Origin of the sequence: Paenibacillus sp. FSL R7-0273 (genome assembly GCF_000758625.1) — a bacterium.
Lineage (GTDB): Bacteria > Bacillota > Bacilli > Paenibacillales > Paenibacillaceae > Paenibacillus_AQ.
Map to the genome: position 1 here is coordinate 1,109,885 of NZ_CP009283.1, position 19,724 is coordinate 1,129,608.

At 49.6% G+C, this 19,724-nt stretch carries 15 protein-coding genes; 11 read left to right on the plus strand and 4 right to left on the minus strand.

From position 1 onward, the window contains the following. Position 1: 1 nt before the first annotated feature. The 5 genes from R70723_RS04750 (at position 2) to R70723_RS04765 (ending at position 8,474) form a co-directional block, all read left to right on the plus strand. Positions 2-5,692, plus strand: coding sequence for a dockerin type I domain-containing protein (locus tag R70723_RS04750; protein ID WP_039870193.1), 5,691 nt, complete (start codon positions 2-4; stop codon positions 5,690-5,692). Beyond that, positions 5,689-7,302, plus strand: coding sequence for an S-layer homology domain-containing protein (locus tag R70723_RS04755; RefSeq protein WP_039870194.1), 1,614 nt, complete (start codon positions 5,689-5,691; stop codon positions 7,300-7,302). The genes R70723_RS04750 and R70723_RS04755 overlap by 4 nt, the downstream gene beginning before the upstream one ends. 380 nt (positions 7,303-7,682) lie before the next feature. After that, positions 7,683-7,982: a hypothetical protein gene (locus tag R70723_RS04760; RefSeq protein WP_144027224.1), complete on the plus strand. Its 300-nt coding sequence runs from the start codon at positions 7,683-7,685 to the stop codon at positions 7,980-7,982. Beyond that, entirely contained in the window at positions 7,979-8,155 is a 177-nt protein-coding gene (locus R70723_RS33265; protein ID WP_156123781.1) for a hypothetical protein, read from the plus strand. Before R70723_RS04760 ends, R70723_RS33265 begins: the two co-directional genes overlap by 4 nt. Further along, the gene (locus R70723_RS04765) at positions 8,142-8,474 is read left to right on the plus strand and encodes a hypothetical protein (RefSeq protein ID WP_039870196.1); all 333 of its coding nucleotides are present in this window, start codon (positions 8,142-8,144) and stop codon (positions 8,472-8,474) included. The genes R70723_RS33265 and R70723_RS04765 overlap by 14 nt, the downstream gene beginning before the upstream one ends. A 159-nt stretch (positions 8,475-8,633) precedes the next feature. On the opposite strand, the gene R70723_RS04770 is transcribed toward R70723_RS04765, so the two are convergent. Beyond that, a complete protein-coding gene (locus tag R70723_RS04770; RefSeq protein ID WP_039870197.1) occupies positions 8,634-9,773 on the minus strand; it encodes a Rossmann-fold NAD(P)-binding domain-containing protein in 1,140 nt (379 codons plus the stop codon). Positions 9,774-9,881: 108 nt separating this feature from the next. On the opposite strand from R70723_RS04770, the gene msrA reads away from it, so the two are divergent. From msrA to R70723_RS04800, 6 genes are all read left to right on the plus strand, one after another. Next, the gene (gene msrA / locus R70723_RS04775) at positions 9,882-10,877 is read left to right on the plus strand and encodes a peptide-methionine (S)-S-oxide reductase MsrA (protein WP_047171023.1); all 996 of its coding nucleotides are present in this window, start codon (positions 9,882-9,884) and stop codon (positions 10,875-10,877) included. Between the two features lie 138 nt (positions 10,878-11,015). After that, the gene (locus tag R70723_RS04780) at positions 11,016-12,092 is read left to right on the plus strand and encodes a cobalamin B12-binding domain-containing protein (RefSeq protein WP_039870198.1); all 1,077 of its coding nucleotides are present in this window, start codon (positions 11,016-11,018) and stop codon (positions 12,090-12,092) included. Positions 12,093-12,116: 24 nt separating this feature from the next. Then, entirely contained in the window at positions 12,117-13,802 is a 1,686-nt protein-coding gene (locus R70723_RS04785; protein ID WP_039870199.1) for an ATP-binding protein, read from the plus strand. 607 nt (positions 13,803-14,409) lie between these two features. Then, entirely contained in the window at positions 14,410-14,919 is a 510-nt protein-coding gene (locus R70723_RS04790; protein WP_039870201.1) for a GNAT family N-acetyltransferase, read from the plus strand. A gap of 101 nt (positions 14,920-15,020) precedes the next feature. Further along, the gene (locus R70723_RS04795) at positions 15,021-15,752 is read left to right on the plus strand and encodes a ZIP family metal transporter (RefSeq protein ID WP_039870203.1); all 732 of its coding nucleotides are present in this window, start codon (positions 15,021-15,023) and stop codon (positions 15,750-15,752) included. Between the two features lie 139 nt (positions 15,753-15,891). Then, positions 15,892-16,185, plus strand: a complete 294-nt coding sequence (locus tag R70723_RS04800; RefSeq protein WP_039870204.1) for a hypothetical protein — start codon at positions 15,892-15,894, stop codon at positions 16,183-16,185. Positions 16,186-16,476: 291 nt separating this feature from the next. Here the strand turns inward: R70723_RS04800 and R70723_RS04805 are convergent, their stop codons facing one another. The 3 genes from R70723_RS04805 to R70723_RS04815 form a co-directional block, all read right to left on the minus strand. Then, on the minus strand, positions 16,477-17,385 hold the full coding sequence (locus R70723_RS04805) for an aldo/keto reductase (protein ID WP_039870206.1): 909 nt from the start codon (positions 17,383-17,385) through the stop codon (positions 16,477-16,479). A 144-nt stretch (positions 17,386-17,529) separates the two neighbouring features. Then, positions 17,530-18,519, minus strand: a complete 990-nt coding sequence (locus R70723_RS04810) for an aldo/keto reductase (RefSeq protein WP_039870208.1) — start codon at positions 18,517-18,519, stop codon at positions 17,530-17,532. 246 nt (positions 18,520-18,765) lie between these two features. Next, positions 18,766-19,617, minus strand: coding sequence for an AraC family transcriptional regulator (locus R70723_RS04815; protein WP_047171024.1), 852 nt, complete (start codon positions 19,615-19,617; stop codon positions 18,766-18,768). Between the last annotated feature and the right edge of the window lie 107 nt (positions 19,618-19,724).

The following is a 19,724-nucleotide window of genomic DNA, read 5'->3' on the forward strand; positions in this document are numbered from 1 at the left end:
AATGACGGTCCATAAAACAATGAAACGCAGCATAGCTGCAACTCTCTTTCTAGCTATGCTTTTCACTTTTGCCAGTTTCCCTGCTCGTGCAGAAGCCAGTAGTGCGGATTATTCGATTGCAAATGAATTTATGAAATATTCGATTAATTCAAAAACAGGCGGTTTTTCAATCGAAACCGTTGACGGCCATCCACAAAAAGCTTATGACAACAACCTTCCGCTTCTTTATAAGGAAGATGCGGCAAGGAGCAATGGAACCTCGTTCACAACCGTTCGTATCGACGGAAAAGATTTTGTTTTCGGTCAGGAATATGGCTGGTTTGGAATCGATACAAAGCTTCATGAACCTGTCGTTTCAGAGCAAAACAGGCTTTTAACCATTGCATGGGACATTAAGGGCTACACCATCACACAAAAGGTGTCCATTTCAATTGATCCTAACAACTCGAGGACTGGAAACATTGGTATTTCATATGATGTGAAAAATAACAATGCTACAGCCGGAACGGTTGGTATTCGGCTTCTTCTGGACAACGCGCTTGGTTCAGAAATTGATTCACCTTATGTTTTGGTTGACCCGACGCAGCCGACAATCGTTGAAACCGAATATAGCGGTGACAATCTTCCGCAGCAAATCAGATATGTTGATTCTCTTTCAGCTTCGAACAAGATGGCTTATGCCCTCTTGTCAGGCTGGAGCGGCAACAAAGACGTAAACGTGGATAAAGTGATTGTAGGCCACTGGGTTAATCTTGCAAACACAAGATACGATTATACACCAAACCCTAATGTTGACTTTACTAATTATTCAAACAAATATTTAGTTCCTGACACTGCAACTGCTTATTATTGGAACGAAAAATCAATTGAGCCGGGTCAAGTCAGAATTTCTGAAATGCTCTATGGGATCGGCAACTTTTCTGAACAAACACAAAAGGAGCATGTTTCAATAGGTATCCAAACTGACAACATATTACTGGCTAACGACAAAAAAGCATATGAAAACGATGGTGTGTTTAAAGCGAATGTCACCATTGACAACAGTGTCTCGGGAGCAAAAGAACTCTTAGAGCCTATTGTTAGGCTTAGCCTCGATGAGGGACTTGTTTTTGCAGCAACGAAAACACGGGAATACACGGTGAAAATTTCGGGCGGTCTTAACATTGGATCGGTGTTTGATATTCCGGATGTTGAAATTATTGCAGAGACTCAGGCTATGATCACATCAAAACGTTTGGTCGTTTCATTAAACGCGACAGAAATAATTGATGCTAACACTAATAAATTGGTTGACTATAGTGCAAACACAAACATATTGATTCCTGCAGTTGACGGAAAGCTTCCGGAAGTTTCAATGAAGCATGTTTTCCCGTCGTCCGTTTATTATGAAGGCGACAAAAATATCACCGTTTCTGGCAATATGAAGGTTTTGACTGAGGCTCTTTCGGGAAGTGATGGCTGGAGTCTTTACCTTGTTTCATCATCAGGCGGTGAGGCTATTTTGATTGACAAAAGAAAAATAAGTTTTATTGAAGAAGGTCAGACGCTTGCGTTTTCAACTAATCAGACCTTGGATGTTGGAAAATATGACATTGAATTCAGATTTACAAATCAACAGCTAATCGATGCCTTCGGTACAAAAATTAAAGCGGCAGCTACAGTGGACGTCACCAATAATTTAGCGGATAAAAGTGCAAGTTACGGTATTGTTTCGCTAGTTCGATTTACAGACGCTGCAAATAACAGACAGCTGTATGACTATATTAGTTTCGCAAACGAAGATGCAATGAAAAAATTTGTATCTGGCGGCGTGAAAAAGGATGGAATTCTTAACAAAGGCATAGCATTTGAAAAAGATAAAACAGAGATTCTTTTGACCCTTCGCGGAAAAATCAGGCTTATGGATACGGGTACGGAAAAATATTACTCTGCCAGCAGAGCCGATGGCGACATTACCATTAACAACATCCTGACCTATGACAGCAACGAAGCCCTTAAGATGACAGTTGACAGCAAGGGTGCAAAGCTGGAAGGCGATGGTACCATCAAAGTGATCAACTCCATTAATATTTGGCATAATAAGTGGCATTTTGAAGCCAAAAATGGAACCAAATATACTCTGAACCGGGAGGCAGTTTCCGAGAAAGATGCTCAAGCACTTGAACTTCAGCTTGGAGATGCCGGTTATATGCTGCAGAATATTGCAGGTTTTTTGATCAATATTAAATATGGCGTTATGACCCAGGATGAAGATGATTACGGCATAAGCTTTGGCGGAAAAATTTCATTGCCTTTAAAAGCTGCTGATCAATCGAAGGGTGAGGAGCACTATGATTATAAAGGCTCACTAACGGCTAACGTCCAAGATGTACTCTATGGAAGTAAAGACAGCGAAATTGGTTTTGTTGGCATAAACACAACACTATCTGTAGCCCTGCCAAAAGATATATTAGGCCCGCTAGTAGGAAACGAAGCCGGTGTTAAGGCGGATATAACCATTAACACCATTGATGATATTTACAGCATTGATGCAGGTGTTTCTGTAACCATGCTGGAAGTAGAAGGGTCATTGGCACTAAAAAAGGTCCCTATTAACGCTGTTCCAAAAATGATGCTAGACAAACTTACCTTCTTTTTAGCGCCATCCACAATGAAGGTTCCTGTGGTTGCACCTTATGTGTTTATCACAGGGCTTGGCGGAGGGATTTCAAACCTTGCAGATACCATTGCCGGAGAACCGGCAGGTGAACTTCCACCGCTTACAATTCATCTTCAAACGAGGCTTTTAATTAATGCGATTATTGTAGGTGACTTTAAGCTGGATGCCAAACTATCCGGTCTTGCAATTGAAGGTACCGGCCGGCTGGAAAAAGACGAAGAGGGAAGACTTCTTAATCTTCAAGCGGGAATGAATGTGCAATGGATATCGCCGTTTCAGCTAAATGCCTTTGGCAGCATCAGCATTCATGCCGGAGCCATTCGTGGCGGTATAACGATAAAAATTACGGAAGATTATTTTTATGGTTATGTTTACGCAGGACTGTTCATTCCAGACTCGATCCCATTGCTCGGGGGCAAGGAGGTTGCAGGAGTAGAGGCAGCTGTTTCCTCTGACTTTGTTGGTGCAAACTTTAAAGTCATTGGAATTAAGCTTGGCTTTATTTATTACTGGAACGGTGACCTGAGCTTTGGCGGATCAATCGACCTCTCTTCAAGAGGAAACGCGGTTCACTATGTCAACTCGGAAGCGCTGGACGAAAACGGCAAGCTTGTGCCGACCACAATGATATATGGAACGAATATGAGAAGACTGAGTACCGGGGCAATAGCTAAAACAAGGGCCGGGGATGGGGTTACAAAAGAGGTTACCCCAACATCAAAGGATGCGCTTCTCTTTGAAGTTCCGCTTCGCGGTTTAGTCAAACCGTCTGCATCAGAAATCATTGTCACCAATCCAAACGGCAAAAAATTGACAATGGTTGAAGACGATAACAAGGGCAACGGAAACTTTCTTGTTCAATCTTTAGATGGCACTAATTATTTGTACGTTTCAGTCACTGACCCTTCTCTTATTGTTGCCGGTAACTGGTCCATTTCAGTTACAACACCTGATGTTTATATAGACAGCTTTGCAGTAAACAGTGTGGACTATTTGCCGGAGCTTACAGGAATCAGTGCTTCTCATAGCGCAAATTCAAGCCGTGATATTAACGTTTCCTGGACAACTGATAAGCAAGGCAAATATTCGGGTGCACTTAATGTCTATGTCACTACAGACCCATCAGTCATGCAAACAATCGAATCCTCTAACATTCAAGACACTTCAGCATTAATTAGTATCGGCAACCTGGAGTTAGACGGAATTGAATCAGGTTCTCATGTGTTCACACTTCCGGAGTCCTTTCCTGAAGGGAAATATCATGTTGTTGCAATGCTTGTTAACCATCAAGGCGGAATGAGTAAGAAAATCACGTCTTCAACATTCACTTTCACCAATCCATTGCTCCCTCAAAACCCGAAATCTGTTTCTGCGGTCTACAGTGGTGACGGCTATGTGAAGGTTGAACTAGCGGGAAGCGACGAAACGGCAACACACTATCTCGTGGCGATCGAAGACGAAGATGGTATTGAGGTCGAGAATTCCTTTGGTCAATTTAAAGCTGGCAGTAGCATCATTCTAAAACCACTAGAAAGCCAGACCAACCGGCCTCTATTGGAGGCAGGCAAGACTTACTTTGTTAAAGTACAGGCAGCTAGAATTGTGGAGTCTGCTCTTAAACAGGCCGAATATTACCGATCAGCCGGATTTGCATCATCGCCAAGCTTTGTTATGCCTTCAATGGATAAACCTCAGCTGTTAAGCGTTGAAACCAATATTGACAGATCAAAAGACCGCTATTATTTAAACACTGACCGATTAGAGGCAAAGTACACCTTCGACAGACCTGTTAAAATGACCTTAAACCTAAATACTGAAGATAAAAACACGCCTCAAGAGTTTAAGACGGAGTGGTCATTTGAAGAAAGTCTTGAAGACGGCCAGCAGTTAATTGACTTTATAGCAGTTGGTGAAAACCGTGACACCATCCAAGGCAGCAGGTCATCGGGTGCCATTGGATTTAATGTTGACACAAAAGCACCTGTGTTACTCCTTGACGAAGATGTTCAAACAAGTCTTGACGGGGAAAACGCTGAAAACACCGTCAGTAATCAAGTTGTTTTTGTTGGCGCGGGCTCAAGCTATAGCTTCCATGGTCTAACAGAACCAACCGCAGCATTAACATTAGACGGTAGTTCAGACGGAATTGTTGTAAATCCGGACGGAACATTCGTTGTCAATCGTAAGGCCTCAAGTGAGGACCCGGACCAAACCCTGATTCTTAAAGCGGTTGATGCTGCCGGAAACGAAACAGCTGTTCAAGTATATCTTGTGAATCGTGCTTTGTCAGAGTTTGACAGCATTAACCTAATCTCTGACCTTGAAAGCTCGGATGATCAGCCTGATTCGATTGAGCTTGGTATAGGCGGGACAACTGTGCTTTCTGTTAAAGCGCTTCGTACAGTTGGCGACACCGTTCTAAAGGCAGACGACGTTGTGTGGGACGTTCTTTATAATCAGAACATCATTAGACTTTCACAAGACGGGACTATTGAAGCATTAGCTCCAGGCGAAACTGCAATCAAGGTTAGTTATAGACTTTCTGCTTTTGAAGGACAGAATGGGAAAACGGTCTATAAAGAACTGTCAGACGTTATCAGAATTAGTGTAAAAGATTATGGTTATCGTTATGAAGTTCGTCAGACACAAGGGTTCTCGTTGTACACCATATACACTGAAATAAACATGGGCAAGGCAACGGTTGTAATTGGAGGCAACAAACATACTCTTTTGTATGACAAGCTTAAAAAAGCATATATTGGGGCTTCAAAGGAACTTGTCACAGGCGAGCAATTAACAGCCAAGCTTGGCTTTGAACCCACAGTGAAATCTCCTGTTCTCCTTCGTGGAGACACCGATGGTAGTGGTGCTATTGATAAAATCGACGTTTTGGCAACGTTGAATGCTATTTTAGACAATGTCTACAACGGTTTTAGTTCATCAGAAGATTGGATGAGAGCTGATAAAAACGGTGACGGCATAGTTGACATTGTAGATGCGCAGCTCACACTAATGGAGGCACTTGAGAGATGATAAAATACTTGAAAAGCATTTTGTGTATCATGCTTCTAGGAGCTGTTTTACCATCATATGCCTACAGCGCAAACGATGCTGCAGACCTTAGTTATCGTGTAGTCACTACAGTAACTGACAGCTCCGGTGCCTTAAAATCATCATTTGAGGTTGGAGAAGAAATTTTTGTTAAACTGAGTCTTTCCTATACTGGTGCCGGAAGGGCACCGGTATATGGCTTTCAAGGAAAGCTGCAGTTTGATTCTTATGTTCTGCAAAATACCAGTGTTAAAATGGAAAAGGACATTTCAATGAAATATTCCGAGGGTGCCGTCAACTATGTCTATCTTGATATGACCGGTAACGGAAAAGAGGATTCAATACTCCGGAATATTGGTACTGCTGTATTTCAAGCTAAAAACAGCGGAACGTTCAGCTTTTCTTCAGGCAGCTTCATTCTGACAAATAAAGATGCGACACACCGGTACATTGAACCGTTTGAGGATGTGCAGATCACTGTTGGCTCTGGAATAAAGGACACCTCAAAATCTTTATTATATGAAAACATTGTAGCTGCAAAAGCCTTACTTGCTTCAGTTACTATTGCAGATAATCCCAAAACTATATATGATCCGGATTATTGGTATCCAACAAAATCCGCTCAAAAATTGAGAGAGGTTATTGCCGAGGCTGAGGCTGTTTTTGATAACAAGGATGCTCTGGCGTCGGAAATCTCAGAAGCAATCGAAAAGCTTAGCGTTGGCGTTTCCGATTTCGAGAGCTCAAAAATTGTCGGTCCGAAACGTTGGGCTGCGCCGGTTGGCAACACCACAGACGGTAACACCGCAGTTGATCTTTACTATTCCGTTAGTGCTTCTGTAAAAGGCGGAAACGGAAAAATTGCCGGCGGCTTTGAAGTTCAGACCATTCGGGCAACAACCTCTGCAACCATCAGAATGATTCCAGATGAGGGGTTTGAAACTGAATATATCATTGTCAACGGTGAAAGATTTATAGGCCATGACATTTACACCATTCCCGAGGTTAGCCGAGATACCGTTGTGGTGGTTACATTTGCTAAAAAACCGCCTTTTACAGATATAGCACATGATGATTGGTACTATTTTTCAGTAAGGCATGTTTACAACAAGGGACTATTTACGGGAACTTCTGACACGGAATTCTCACCGTCAGGGAAAATGAGCCGTTCCATGCTGGCCACTGTAATCTATCGTATGGAAAATAAGCCGAATGTTACATTTGCAAATGTATTCTCTGATGTTCAAAGTGGCTATTGGTATTCAGATCCGATTATTTGGGCACATCAAAGTAAAATTGTTAACGGGTATGATAAGGATAGATTTGCTCCCAATGATGCAATCACCCGTGAGCAAATTGCTGTTATGCTCTATAGATACGCTAAGAGTAAAGGTGTTGACCTTCAAACCGGTCATTCAAGCCTGAGCTTCAAGGATGCTGATGAAATTTCAGACTTTGCCAAAGAGTCCATCACTTGGGCTGTATCCAAGGACATTATGAAGGGTAACGATGATTTGACTCTAAATCCTTCTGGTCTTGCAACCAGAGCAGAGGTGGCCACGATGCTCCAAAGATTTAATGAGTTGGAATAGGCTGAATCAATGACAATTAAATTTACTATATAGATTGAACTTAAGAATTTAAGTTAAGGGAAAAGTGGCGGAGGGGAATTTTGGAACTGGAGGAGCGGTAGCGACCGCCTTTGTCTGCGGATTTCAACCGTTAAAAACGGTATAAATCAAGAAATCTGCAGACAACAGCGGCTGGAAGTCCAAACATTCTCTGGAGTCACATGCAATCCCAAAACAGCAATATTATTAGTTCAATCTATATAAAAGTCTTCTGCAGTCTACTAGACATGCGGAGGGCTTTTTTTTTTCATACTGGAATACCCAAACGAATCTAGCAACAAAAGAATAGAGTATAGCAGTTGATCTTCTGCAGTGCTTTTGCTTTTGCAGGTGCTGCGGAGATGGACAGGTTCCCAACAAACGGGGTGATATGGATGGATTTGAATGCATTGACTGGCCTGTTTGCTGAGAATAGCGGCTCAGTCGTGCTAAATGTCCTTTTATCGGTTGCTTTAATCTGGGCGATCAGGCAGATCGCGGGCAAAGAGAAGGTCATTCAGAATTACCAGAAACGTGATGAGGAGAACGAGAAGCAGCTGAGTGAGTACAATCGTTCCCTGGTCAAGCTATTGATTGAAAGAGAGGCCCTGGTACGAGAGAGCGCCGATAAAACCAAAGGTGAGGAGGTCGTCAACAAGTGAAGCTCCTCGATATTTTCAAAAAAAATGAAGTCAAGCCCAGCAGTGTGAGACGGGAGATAGAGAACCTCGGCAGAATCCGGGAAGCCTATGAATTGAATGATATCGAAAGCCTGTTAGACCTGCACCGTACCGGCCTGGGTAAGAGAGGAGATGATTTGCATGGCCATCGTTGATTTGATTCTAATTACGCTCGAGGTTGCTGTTTTTATCGTGTTTGCTGCTTATGTGCTGCGGTACCGTACGTTTTTTATCGGAAAAGGGCCGAACCGGACGTATAACCTGTATCTCCGGAGTGTATGGATGACTTATTTCATGGTCTCGCTGCTGTGCATTAACCTGCTGTGGGGCCGGCTGAACATTGTTTTTGGTTATAATGTAGACAGCGTATCCAATACGATCAGGGAGTTAGTGATGATTCTGACGCTGATCCTGCTCCTGTTCGCGGGGCTGACGCACAAGGATCTGTGGGATATCAACGAGCAGGATAAATAGGTTATGAGATGCTTACCGGGCACTTGGGTGTGCACTCCATAGCTGGCAGGTTGTAGCCCAAGGAACAATGCAGGCTACCCGCAAAGGCAGCGATTCTCCGGTATAGGCAGGATCGCTGCTTTGCTGTTACTGCAGTTATATTTAATCGAATAAAGCTGCTCAGCGGCGGCTATTTATACGCCGAAGGTGCCTGCGGAACGCAGACATTACGAGCAGGTGGACTCTGGCCTGTGTGTGCTTATAGAGAAACCACGGGAGCGAAGGCTGGTAGTCATGGATGGCAATGATACACTCACGGCTGCCGGGAATCTGCAGAAATGCTAGCCTTCCTTCATACGGATCTCTTTGCTTCGTGAGGATTCCGCCGGAAATTCGGAATACGGTATGCTGCGGGCTGCTCTGCAGTGGCTGGCAGGTCAATTCCAGTATCGGCCGTCTGAAGGCACGCAGACAGAGCCTGTACCTGTCCTCACTGTCATGATAATCTATACGGATCAGCGGCTTGAGCAGGCTGCCCAGCCAGTCCGTATAATAACGGGCAGCCCAGGCCGCATCTGTATCTCCAGGCAGCACCACACGCTGGATGGACCGGACATCCGGGAACGGTCCAGTCTTTGCGGCTGAGGACTTGGCCGGAGCTCCGGCCTGTTTGCCTGACAAGGCAACGCCTGCCGCGGCCATAAGCAGTGCCCTTCCGGCATCGGCCAGCTCTGCCGGAACCGGACGGGAGTCGTGTACCGTTCCGGCTTGCTGCCTCGTGCCAAGCGTCGTGAAGGGCAGCCCGTAAGAGGCGAGGATGCGCTCCGTCTCCAGACAGCCCTGCAGCTGGCTGTTCAGGTTATCTGCAGACACTGTATTGAGGAGGAGTAGAATATGCTTAATGCCGTTCTTTAGGGCTGCCCTGGCAAAATAATCGGCCTGTATAGCATTCATATCCGCCGTATCTGCCTGTGTCAGCCTGGCCGGGCGCTGCGGCCGGTGCAAGAAATAGATGGCGTAATCCGCACCCTCCAATGCCTTCTCTGCAGAGGGCAGGGAGAACAAGTCACAAGGACGCCACTGCACATGAGAGTGAGCCTGTACCTTGTCCCGGCGCTGATCCAGTGCTTTTTGCTTCTCACAAGACAGCGCTATTACATCATAATGCCCTGTCAATATTGCCGAAAGCTGATGATCCGGGCATCCGGCTGCGCCGGTTACCGCAACGGTTTCCCGGCGGCTGGCGGCAGGTCCGGCTTTTTTATTGTCACCATTTGCTGATTCAATGGTTTCCTTACAGGCTGTATTTGCTGGCTTCATACGGCGTTCCGGCTCCTGTCTATGACGGGTAATCCTGATGGACTCCCTGTATTCCTGCATGTAATGGGTTAATAATACTATAACAGAACAAGTGAGGGGGCAGGCTGGATGGATAAATTACAGGCGGCGGGTCAGCGGTATGAGCTGGCAACCTTTGCCGGCGGCTGCTTCTGGTGTATGGTCAAGCCGTTTGATGAGCTGCCGGGGATTGTTTCGGTGGTTTCGGGCTACACAGGCGGGCATACGGAGGCTCCGACCTATACCGAGGTGGGGACGGAGACGACCGGACATTTCGAGGTGGTGCAGACTACCTTTGAGCCTGAGCTGTTTCCGTACCGGCGTCTGCTGGAGATTTACTGGCAGCTGATCGATCCAACAGACCGCAGCGGCCAGTTCATGGACCGCGGCCATTCCTACAGGACGGCTATCTTCGTTCACAGTGAAGAGCAGCGGGCGGAAGCCGAGGCCTCCAAGGCTGCACTTCAGGCAGAAAAAAGGTTCAAGGGACCGGTTGTAACGGACATTCTGCCGGCGGCACCGTTCTATCCGGCTGAAGCCGAACACCAGGATTACTATAAGACGCATCCGCTGGATTACAAGCTGTATCTTAAAGGCTCAGGCCGGGACGATTTCCTGGAGCGCCATTGGCAGCGGCGTGAGGACAGGGAACGGCTGCACTACCGGCTGACTGCCCTGCAAATAGAAGTTATCCGGAACAAGGGTACAGAGCCTGCGTATGACAACGCCTATTGGGATGAATACCGTGACGGTATTTACATTGATGTGCTGAACGGTGACCCGTTGTTCAGTTCAATAGATAAATTTGATTCCGGCACCGGCTGGCCCTCCTTTACCGCACCGCTTGAGCCGGGGCTGATCCGCCGTGAGGCGGACCTCAGCAGCGGGGCACCACGGACTGTACTGCGGAGCCGGTTAAGCGGAGCTTATCTCGGCCAGCTGCTGTATGACGGCCCGGAGCCTGCGAAGCTGCATTACCGGGCCAATTCGGCTGCGCTGCGTTTTGTCCCTCTTGAAGAGTTTGCAGCTAACGGGCTTGAGCGTTATCAGGCGCTGTTTGCCGCTGGAGATCAGGCTTCTTATTGAATTTATGCGAATATCCGGGAAAATGGCGGGCAGTAATTAAAATATGACAAATACTGCGAATTTTCCGGTAGACTTGCTAAATAAGGTATAATAGGAGTTAAGTATTATTTTTTGTGCGTATACTGAAGGAGTGACCCAATGTATACTAATCAGCAAAACGCTGGAGAACGCCTTAAAATGATAGCCGAGCAGCTTGCAGAAGAAGTTACCTTGCGTCAATACGAACGTCAGCCTGATCTGAGACAGCGCTTTGGTCCTTCCGGGATTGCTCGAACCAGGCAGGATTCCCTATATCATCTGCGTTATCTTGCACAAAGCGTGTCGCTGGAAAGTCCGCTTTTGTTCATTCATTATATTATCTGGCTTAAAGTACTGCTCATGCAGTACAAGATTACAGCTGAGGATCTGCGGATCAATCTGGAGCTAATGAAGGATGCTATCACTGCCGAGGTGAAGCCGCCCGATAGGGAAGTGATTCTTAGCTATCTTGAAATGGGCATGTACCACATGCGCGGTGAGGAGAGTGTGCCCTCCTTTCTGCAGCCGGACAGGCCATACTACCGGGAGGCAGAGCAGTACCTCGGGCTGCTGCTGGACGGGCAGCGGCGTCAGGCCGCTGAATTTATAATGAGGCTATATGATGACGGCATTCCTGTCCAGGACATTTACCTGCATCTCTTTCAGCAGAGCCAGTATGAAATCGGACGGCTATGGCAGCTGGGACGAATAACTGTTGCCCAGGAGCATTTCTGCACGGCCTGTACCCAGAGTATTATCTCTCAGCTGTATCCCCGCTGGATTCAGGCGCAGAGCGGCCGTAAACGGCTGGTTGCAACCGGTGTGGGAGAAGAGCTGCATGAAATCGGCCTGCGGATGCTGACGGATTTTTTTGAAATGGAGGGCTGGAATACCTTCTATTTAGGCTCGAACATGCCTGCCGAAAGCCTGATACGCTACCTGAAGGAGCAGCCTGCCGATCTGCTGGCAGTTTCAGTGACAATGACCTTTCATGTGTCCGAGGTAGTCCGCCTGATCGGGATGATCCGCAGCCATGGAGAACTGGACGGCCTGAAGATTATGGTCGGCGGGATGCCGTTTAATATTGACAGGGATTTATGGAAAAAAGTCGGCGCAGACGGATACGCCCCCGATGCCGGGACTGCGCTTGAGGTTGCAGAACAGCTTATTCCTGGTACCCGGCGCCGGGAGAACTGATACAGAAGAAGGCGGGATACAACAATGACCGGCAGTGAACAGGAAATCCGCGTTCTGAGAGAGACGATTGAGAATCTTTCAGAGCAGTTAATTGCAGGCAAGCACCGGGAAGAGCAGGCATTATCTGAGTTTTCTGCCATGAATAATGAACTCATAACCATGCACCGGCTGCTGGCCAAGAATGTCGCCGAGCTTAAAGCGCTGAAGGAAGAGGCGGAAGCAGCCAGCAGGGCGAAAAGCCTCTTTCTGGCTACCGTCAGCCATGAAATCCGCACACCCATGAACGGGATTCTGGGGATAACCGAGCTCCTGGAAGCGGAAGGCGGTAACGGGGAACAGCAGAGTCACCTGCAGGTGATCCGCGAATCGGCACAGTATCTGCTGCAGATGATCCGGAATCTGCTTGATTTCTCGAAAATGGAAGCCGGAAAAATGGAGATCGGCCGGATGTCCTTCAGCATACAGGAGCTGATTGAGCATGCGTTAAGACTGCTCTCGCCTGCAGCGGCAAAGCGGGAAAATAGTCTGACCTACCAGATCATGAGCGGGGTTGCTGATAGGCTGGAGGGAGATTCCCCGAAAATTCTGCAGGTGCTCATTAATCTGCTGGGCAATGCGGTGAAGTTTACGCAAAAGGGAAAGGTAGAGGTTAGGGTGAGTCTCACTGCTGAGGACGAGGCCCGCCAGCGCTTATGCTTTGAAGTCCGGGACGAGGGAATTGGCATATCGCCTGAGGATCAGGCCTCCCTGTTCCGGCCTTATTCGCAGGTAGGCCGTGATGCGGAGCTGTCTGCCGAGGGGACTGGCCTTGGCCTGTCCATCTGCAAGTCCATGATCGAGCTGATGGGCGGTACTATTTCAGCAGACAGCACACCCGGACAAGGCTCGATATTCCGCTTTGAGCTTACGCTGGATAAGCTGGCCCTCCTTGCTGAACCGTTAAAGCCTGCTGAAGCAGGCTTGCAGGAGAGCAGGTTTAGTAAGCTGCCGGTGCTGGTTGCCGAGGATAACGGGCTGAACAGTACGGTACTGCTGCGGCAGCTGCAGAGGCTCGGCGTACAGGCCGTTCATTTGGCAGGCAACGGGCAGGAGGCTGTTGAGGCCTGGCAGCGGCAGGAGTACGGACTCATCCTGATGGACAGCCGGCTTCCGGTTATGAACGGCCCGGAGGCCGTCCGTGCGATCAGGCAGCTTGAAGCCTCAGGCGCAAGGACAAGGGTACCCATTATCGGTGTAACCGGAGATGAGGACGGGGACAGCCGCTCGCAGTTTATGGGGGCCGGACTGGATGACTGGACGGTTAAGCCGCTGAGCCTGCAGACGCTAGGTAAGCTGTTAGCCAAATGGTACGGCAGAAAGCCGTATATTCCTGTCCTGCAGGAGGAGACCCTGGCGGGTATCCGGGAAATGGACGGGGAAGACGAGCCTGAGCTGCTGCATATGCTGGCCGCAATCTTCAACAAGGATACGCCTCTGCGTCTAGCTGCCCTGGAGGAAGCTGCAGCCCGGCAGGACCTGGCGGAAATGGCAGCGGCAGCCCACAACCTGAAATCCGGCAGCCTGAGCATCGGGGCGCAGTATTTCGCCCATCTGTGCGCTCTGGTGGAGCGTCATGCCAGGGCCGGCGAATACGATCAGGCAGCCGTGCAGCTTCCTAAGCTGGGGCCTGCATACAGTGAGGCCTGCCGGGAGCTGGATAAGCTGCTGTAAATCCTTAGGCTGATTAGAGCGGAAGCTCCGGTATTTCCGGACTTCCGCTCTTTTGCATTAGGGCATGAATCCGCGACTGCTGCTGTCCAAATAGCCTTCCGTTTCAAAAGTCGCGTCAAGCGGATATAATCTATCTAGATAGAACGTCATTATGAGACTAACAAACCGTCTCCTGTTCCTGCCTTAGGTAAAGCGTTGAGCAGCGGATGGATCTCCCTTGCCAAAGCGCTAACCTTAGTCAGTCGGTTCGGAGTTAAATGAGTTCAACCCGGCTCATTCATGATGCCGTGCAATTACTTACGAAACAGGGCAAGTGCATCACCGAGAAGAAGGAGAGGCGGACGGGATCTTCTCTCTGCTTCCCCTAGCAGAAAAATAGCTTTGATGTTGGACAACAGCCCAATTCATGACGCTACTGAGTTACAGCTGTTTCCCAAGGAGTATCCGCATTTGCAGCTTGTTTTTCTATCACCTTACAACCCAAACCGGAACCCTGCTGATAAAGGATTTAGCTGTGGAAGCGATAGATTGCCTCCATGTGAGGTTATACAGGTAATTGCGGTTTATCTATATCAGTTGTCCGCCCCGGGCGGAAGGAGGAACTGTTATGTACATAAGAATGCTGGATCAGGCCGATGCGGAGCAGTACCGTGAGCTTCGGCTGCAGGCGCTTCGGCTTCATCCGGAGGCCTTTCTAAGCTCCTATGAAGAAGAGAAGGAGCTGCCGCTGGACACTACCCGCAGCAGACTGGAGCCTACAGAGGACAAGTTCACCCTGGGCGCGTTCAATACAGAGCATGAGCTGGCAGGCGTGGTTACGTTTATCCGTGAGGGCAGGGAGAAGATCCGCCACAAGGGCAATGTCTTTGCAATGTATGTAAGTCCGGCGGCACGCGGACAGAAGCTGGGCTTCGCTTTACTGACGGAGCTGCTTGCGCGTGTAAGGCAGATAACAGGGCTTGCGGTAATTAATCTGACTGTAATGGCGGATAATCTTCCGGCAAAGCGGCTCTATTCTGCCCTGGGCTTCACCTGCTACGGCACTGAACGCGACGCGGTCAGACTGGCCGACGGCCGGCATCTGGATGAACACCTAATGACACTTGTACTATCCTGAACAGAGGATAGGCACCAAAATGCGGGCAAGGTCATAAACTATGCTGCCCGCCGCATAAATTGAGTCTATGAAAATCGTTCTGCTGATGAGGAGGAAATAACTTGGAGACTGCGCTGCTAGGCAGCTTTTTATCTGCAATGGCAACGGTGCTTGGAGCGGTACCCATTTTGTTCGTACGAAGATTGTCCGAGCGCTGGAAGGATATTTTGGTTGCTTTTACCGCCGGGATTATGGTGTCCGCTTCGACCTTCGGCTTAATGCCGCAGGCGATCAATGAATCGGGCATTATCGCTTTGACGCTTGGGCTGATTACCGGTGTGCTGATGCTTGATCTCATTGAAAAAAATATTCCGCATATCGATGTGGAGAACAAGCCCGGCTTTGCCAATATGGATTCCAAGGCGCTGCTTGTCATGATTGCCCTGTTCATTCATAACATTCCTGAGGGTCTGAGCACCGGCTTCAGCTATGCCAGCGAAGAGGCCAGTCTTGGTCCAATGGTGGCAATTGCCATCGGGGCACAAAATATGCCGGAGGGCCTTATTCTGGCTGTTTTCATGATGAATTCAAAGTCAACCCGCTGGAAAGCGCTCGGAGTGGCAGCGTTGACTGGGCTGATGGAGATGATATCGGCGGTTGTCGGCTATTTTGCAGCCAGCTCCCTGGAGCATGCGGTCGGTTACGGGCTGGCGTTCGCTGCAGGAGCGATGCTCTTTATTGTCTATAAGGAGCTTATTCCGGAGAGCCATGGTCACGGCTATGAGCGGCCTTCTACGTATTCGTTTATTTTCGGGCTGCTGGCGATGGTGTATATTACACAGTTTTTTGGCTGATGCCGGCCTCGGGTGTCCGCATTTGCATCAGGCTTGCGGAGCCGATATACTGTACGCATCCGGAGCTGAGACTACTGTGCCCGGCAAAAGGGCAGGGTCTCCGTGACCGGCTAAGGCTGAAGATAAGGAGTGTGACAGGATGGACAGACTCGCAATTCAGGCTTCGTTATCTTTCATTCTACTGGTTATTTCGTATCTGAGTTTGTATTACGCATTGCCCAAACGCACTACTTTTGCGCGGTACAGCACGCTGGTTCTCCTGATAGCAAGCGGTGCTCCGCTCGCCGTTTTGCTTGTGCAGGAGAGCCTCCGGGAGGCACAGGACGCCAATATCGGGCTGGGGATGGCATTTTTGCTGACCTGGGCGATTTCGGGAGTGGTATTACTGGTATCGCTGGTGCTGTGGATTCTCCGTTTGCGGAAAAGAAGATAACAGGTCTCATAGAGGGTAACGGATTACCCGGTTTTAGCAGAAAAAGTAGGCTCCAATTCTACCAGTGTGCAGTTTGGCGAATCTAACGGACTGTAATGACGCTGGAAGGTGACACCTTGCGAACACCAGTGTCAGCTTAGTAGGGCAGCAGGAGCAAATAGGCTATCCCATATGTTGCATCTAGCAACGGGATAGCCTATTTGCTGTTACCGGCTGTCAGTTTTTCTTAACGGACCGGTTTGTACGTGTGCACCGCTATGCCAGGCCCGCTAATCCAAGCCTCCACCAAGCCTAGCGGTGAGCGGTATAGACACCCGCTTTGCTGGCCTGCCGGACAGCGTCCGCTTCAGCAGCGTTGAGCGGCGCTGCTGAAGCTGCGGCAATGTTCGCCCGCAGCTGCTCCGGGCTGCTCGCGCCGGGAATTACAGCCGCAACTGCCGGCTGTGACAGCGGGTAGTGAAGCGCGGTCTGCGTGAGGGTCCGGGGAGCGGAAGCCTGCCGGGTCAGCTCCTCATGCAATGCGGCCAGTTCTGCCGCCGTATAATCGAGATAGTCCTTCTCCAGCCTGGAGCGGCCGTTCTCTGTCAATATGCCGCGCGCCAGCGGCCCGCGTGCAATCAGGCTGATGCCGTGCTGCTCAAGCAGCGGCAGAATAGACTCCTCAGGCCGCCGGTCGAGAATGCTGTATTGGCTCATAACACTTACGATCTTAGAACGCTTCACATATTCACGGACCACATTCGGCCGGATGGAGGAGATACCGTAATAGCGGATGAGCCCCTCCTGCTTCAATTCTTCAAAAGCTTCTATAGTTTCATCGATGTTGTCTTCCATGGTTCCGCCGTGCAGCTGATAGAGGTCGATATAATCGGTCTGCAGCCTGCGGAGACTGTCATGGACAGCGGATTTGATATAGGCCTTGGAGGCGTCCCAGGACCAGCCGTCCCGGCCGGGAATCCGGCGGTTGCCAACCTTAGTAGCCAGAATGACATCGCTGCGGCGTCCGCGTAATGCAGTGCCGACAAGCTCCTCGTTGCGGCCGGCATCATAAAGATCAGCAGTATCCAGGAAATTGATTCCTCTGTCCAGTGCCTCATGAATGATAGAGACGGCTGGCGCTTCCTCCGTACCCAGGGACATGCAGCCCAGGCCCATGGCACTTACATATAAATCGGATTGTCCTAAGCGGTTCTTGTTCATTATGCGGTACATCCTTTCTGCGCTGTTTTGTGTCCATTATACCATCCCTGACGCAAAAGACGGCAAATGTCCCCGCCCGGCTTCTCAGCCAGGCAGCTTCATTTACCGTCTATAATGCAATTCTGTGCAGCATTCCTGGCGGTGTTATCCCCGCAGGATGGTTTCAATCTGCTCCAGCTCGTCTGCAGTGAGCTCAGGAGCGTTAAGCGATGCCACGGCATCCTCAATCTGGCTTACCTTGCTGGCACCGATCAGCGCCGAGGTTACCTTGCCGCCGCGCAGCACCCATGAGAGGGCAAGCTGCGACATTTTCTGGCCGCGGGCTGCAGCGATGTCGTTCAGTCTGCTTACCTTGCCGATAACTTCCTCGGTAATCTCCTTCTCGGAGAGGAACACGCTTGGTCCTGCCGCACGGGAATCCGAGGTGATACCGTTCAGATAGCGGTCGGTCAGAATACCCTTGTACAGCGGCGAGAAGGCGATGGTGCCGATGCCCTCTTCAGCAAGCACATCCTGTAGCTCGTCTTCAATCCAGCGTGCCATCATGGAATAGTTCGGCTGATGGATCAGGCAAGGTGTGCCCAGGCGGCGGAGAATCTGCGCCGCTTCACGCGCTTCAGCCGGCCGGTAGTTGGAGATGCCGACATACAGCGCCTTGCCCTGGCGGACAATGAGGTCGAGCGCTGCCATCGTTTCTTCCAGCGGCGTGTTCGGGTCCGGACGGTGGTGGTAGTAGATATCCACGTAATCGAGGCCCATCCGCTTCAGGCTCTGGTCAAGGCTGGCTACCAGATTCTTCTTGGAGCCCCACTCTCCGTAAGGGCCCGGCCACATGTAATAGCCGGCCTTGGTGGAGATAATCAGCTCATCACGGTAAGCGGCGAGATCCTGGCGGAGAATCCGCCCGAAATTCTCCTCGGCGGAGCCGGGAGGCGGGCCGTAGTTGTTGGCCAGGTCAAAATGGGTAATGCCCAGATCAAAGGCCCGGCGCACCATGGCCCGTCCGTTCTCGAACAGGTCGTTGCCGCCGAAATTATGCCACAGGCCGAGCGAGATGGCCGGCAGCAGCAGGCCGCTGCGGCCGGTACGGTTATATTTCATCTGGTTGTAACGTTCAGGATTAGCGATGTACATGTGTAAACCTCCTCAAAGTTTTGTTAGCATAGACTTCCTGTATTACCTTCGGCAAAACTCGCTTCGGAAGCAGACGCTTAGTTTTGTTAGCATAAGCTTCCTGTATTACCTTCGGCAAAACTGGCTTCAGAAGCATCTGCTTAGATTTGTTCACCGGTAAGGGGAAGCGTTTGCTTCACAATCTGCCGGACATGTTCTATTGTAGCGGAAGCAGGGGCCAAAAGCGTATGTCAGCATGGAAGTTGTTTATAGAACAATGTCATTATTCGCATGGCGGCTGCGGTAGTCCTTGGGCGAGCAGCCCTTGACCTTTTTGAACATCCGCGAAAAGAGCAGCGGGTCCTGGTAGCCGACCGAACGGGCAATTTCACCGACCGTGCAGCCGGTTTCGGCAAGCAGCTCGCAGGCTTTGGCAATGCGGAAATTCAGCAGATACTGCTGCGGCGGCAGGCCGACTGTACGTTTGAACAGGGCGGACAAATATTTACGGTCCAGCTTCAGGGAGGCGGACAGCATCTCGACGGTAATATTTTCACAATAGTGGGCATGCAGGAAGTGGAGGCATTCCTCGACATAAAAGCTTTTTGCACGCGAAGGCCTCAAGCTGTCTGCTGCCGCCGGAGCTGTACGCAGCAGGACCGCAAAAAACTCATACATAATTGCTTTTAGCGGCAGGTCGAGCCCCTCAGCCGTATCGGCTGCTGCTGTCAGCCGGTCATAAAGGGCAGGCATAAGCTGCTGATCCATCGGGAAAACCGGCTGCTCCGGGGTAAGCGAGGTCCGGGACAATAAGGATTCCACTTCTTCTCCGGTAAAGGCAATCCAGGAGTAGGTCCACGGTTCGGCGCTGTCGGCTGCGTAACGGGTGACAATATGCGGATAGGTCAGAAAAGCCTGGCCGGCCTGCAGCCTGTGCTCGGCTTCTCCTACAGCCACCGTGCCCGTGCCTGCGTGAATAAAGTGGATTTTGTAAAGGTCGCGTACGCCGGGACCGACGGTATGCCCGGAAGCACAATGCTCAAAGCCCCAGTAATGCAGATGCAGGTCGGGGCTGCTGCGGAACGGACGCTGCGGATTATATTTAAATATGGCCATCATTCAGCCTCTTTCCTGTGTAGGATAGTCTGGACCGGAAGATATATCTATCATTATACAATAGTTCAGGCCTTACACAGGAATACACAAAAATCCCCTGCAGTCTTCCG

What these genes read in the sequence shown, in the direction of transcription:
- R70723_RS04750 (WP_039870193.1), top strand. Translation starts at nt 2, where the DNA reads ATGACGGTCCATAAAACAATGAAACGCAGCATAGCTGCAACTCTCTTT.
- R70723_RS04755 (WP_039870194.1), top strand. Translation starts at nt 5,689, where the DNA reads ATGATAAAATACTTGAAAAGCATTTTGTGTATCATGCTTCTAGGAGCT.
- R70723_RS04760 (WP_144027224.1), top strand. Translation starts at nt 7,683, where the DNA reads ATGGACAGGTTCCCAACAAACGGGGTGATATGGATGGATTTGAATGCA.
- R70723_RS04765 (WP_039870196.1), top strand. Translation starts at nt 8,142, where the DNA reads ATGGCCATCGTTGATTTGATTCTAATTACGCTCGAGGTTGCTGTTTTT.
- R70723_RS04770 (WP_039870197.1), bottom strand. Translation starts at nt 9,773, where the DNA reads ATGAAGCCAGCAAATACAGCCTGTAAGGAAACCATTGAATCAGCAAAT.
- msrA (WP_047171023.1), top strand. Translation starts at nt 9,882, where the DNA reads ATGGATAAATTACAGGCGGCGGGTCAGCGGTATGAGCTGGCAACCTTT.
- R70723_RS04780 (WP_039870198.1), top strand. Translation starts at nt 11,016, where the DNA reads ATGTATACTAATCAGCAAAACGCTGGAGAACGCCTTAAAATGATAGCC.
- R70723_RS04785 (WP_039870199.1), top strand. Translation starts at nt 12,117, where the DNA reads ATGACCGGCAGTGAACAGGAAATCCGCGTTCTGAGAGAGACGATTGAG.
- R70723_RS04790 (WP_039870201.1), top strand. Translation starts at nt 14,410, where the DNA reads ATGTACATAAGAATGCTGGATCAGGCCGATGCGGAGCAGTACCGTGAG.
- R70723_RS04800 (WP_039870204.1), top strand. Translation starts at nt 15,892, where the DNA reads ATGGACAGACTCGCAATTCAGGCTTCGTTATCTTTCATTCTACTGGTT.
- R70723_RS04805 (WP_039870206.1), bottom strand. Translation starts at nt 17,385, where the DNA reads ATGAACAAGAACCGCTTAGGACAATCCGATTTATATGTAAGTGCCATG.
- R70723_RS04810 (WP_039870208.1), bottom strand. Translation starts at nt 18,519, where the DNA reads ATGTACATCGCTAATCCTGAACGTTACAACCAGATGAAATATAACCGT.
- R70723_RS04815 (WP_047171024.1), bottom strand. Translation starts at nt 19,617, where the DNA reads ATGATGGCCATATTTAAATATAATCCGCAGCGTCCGTTCCGCAGCAGC.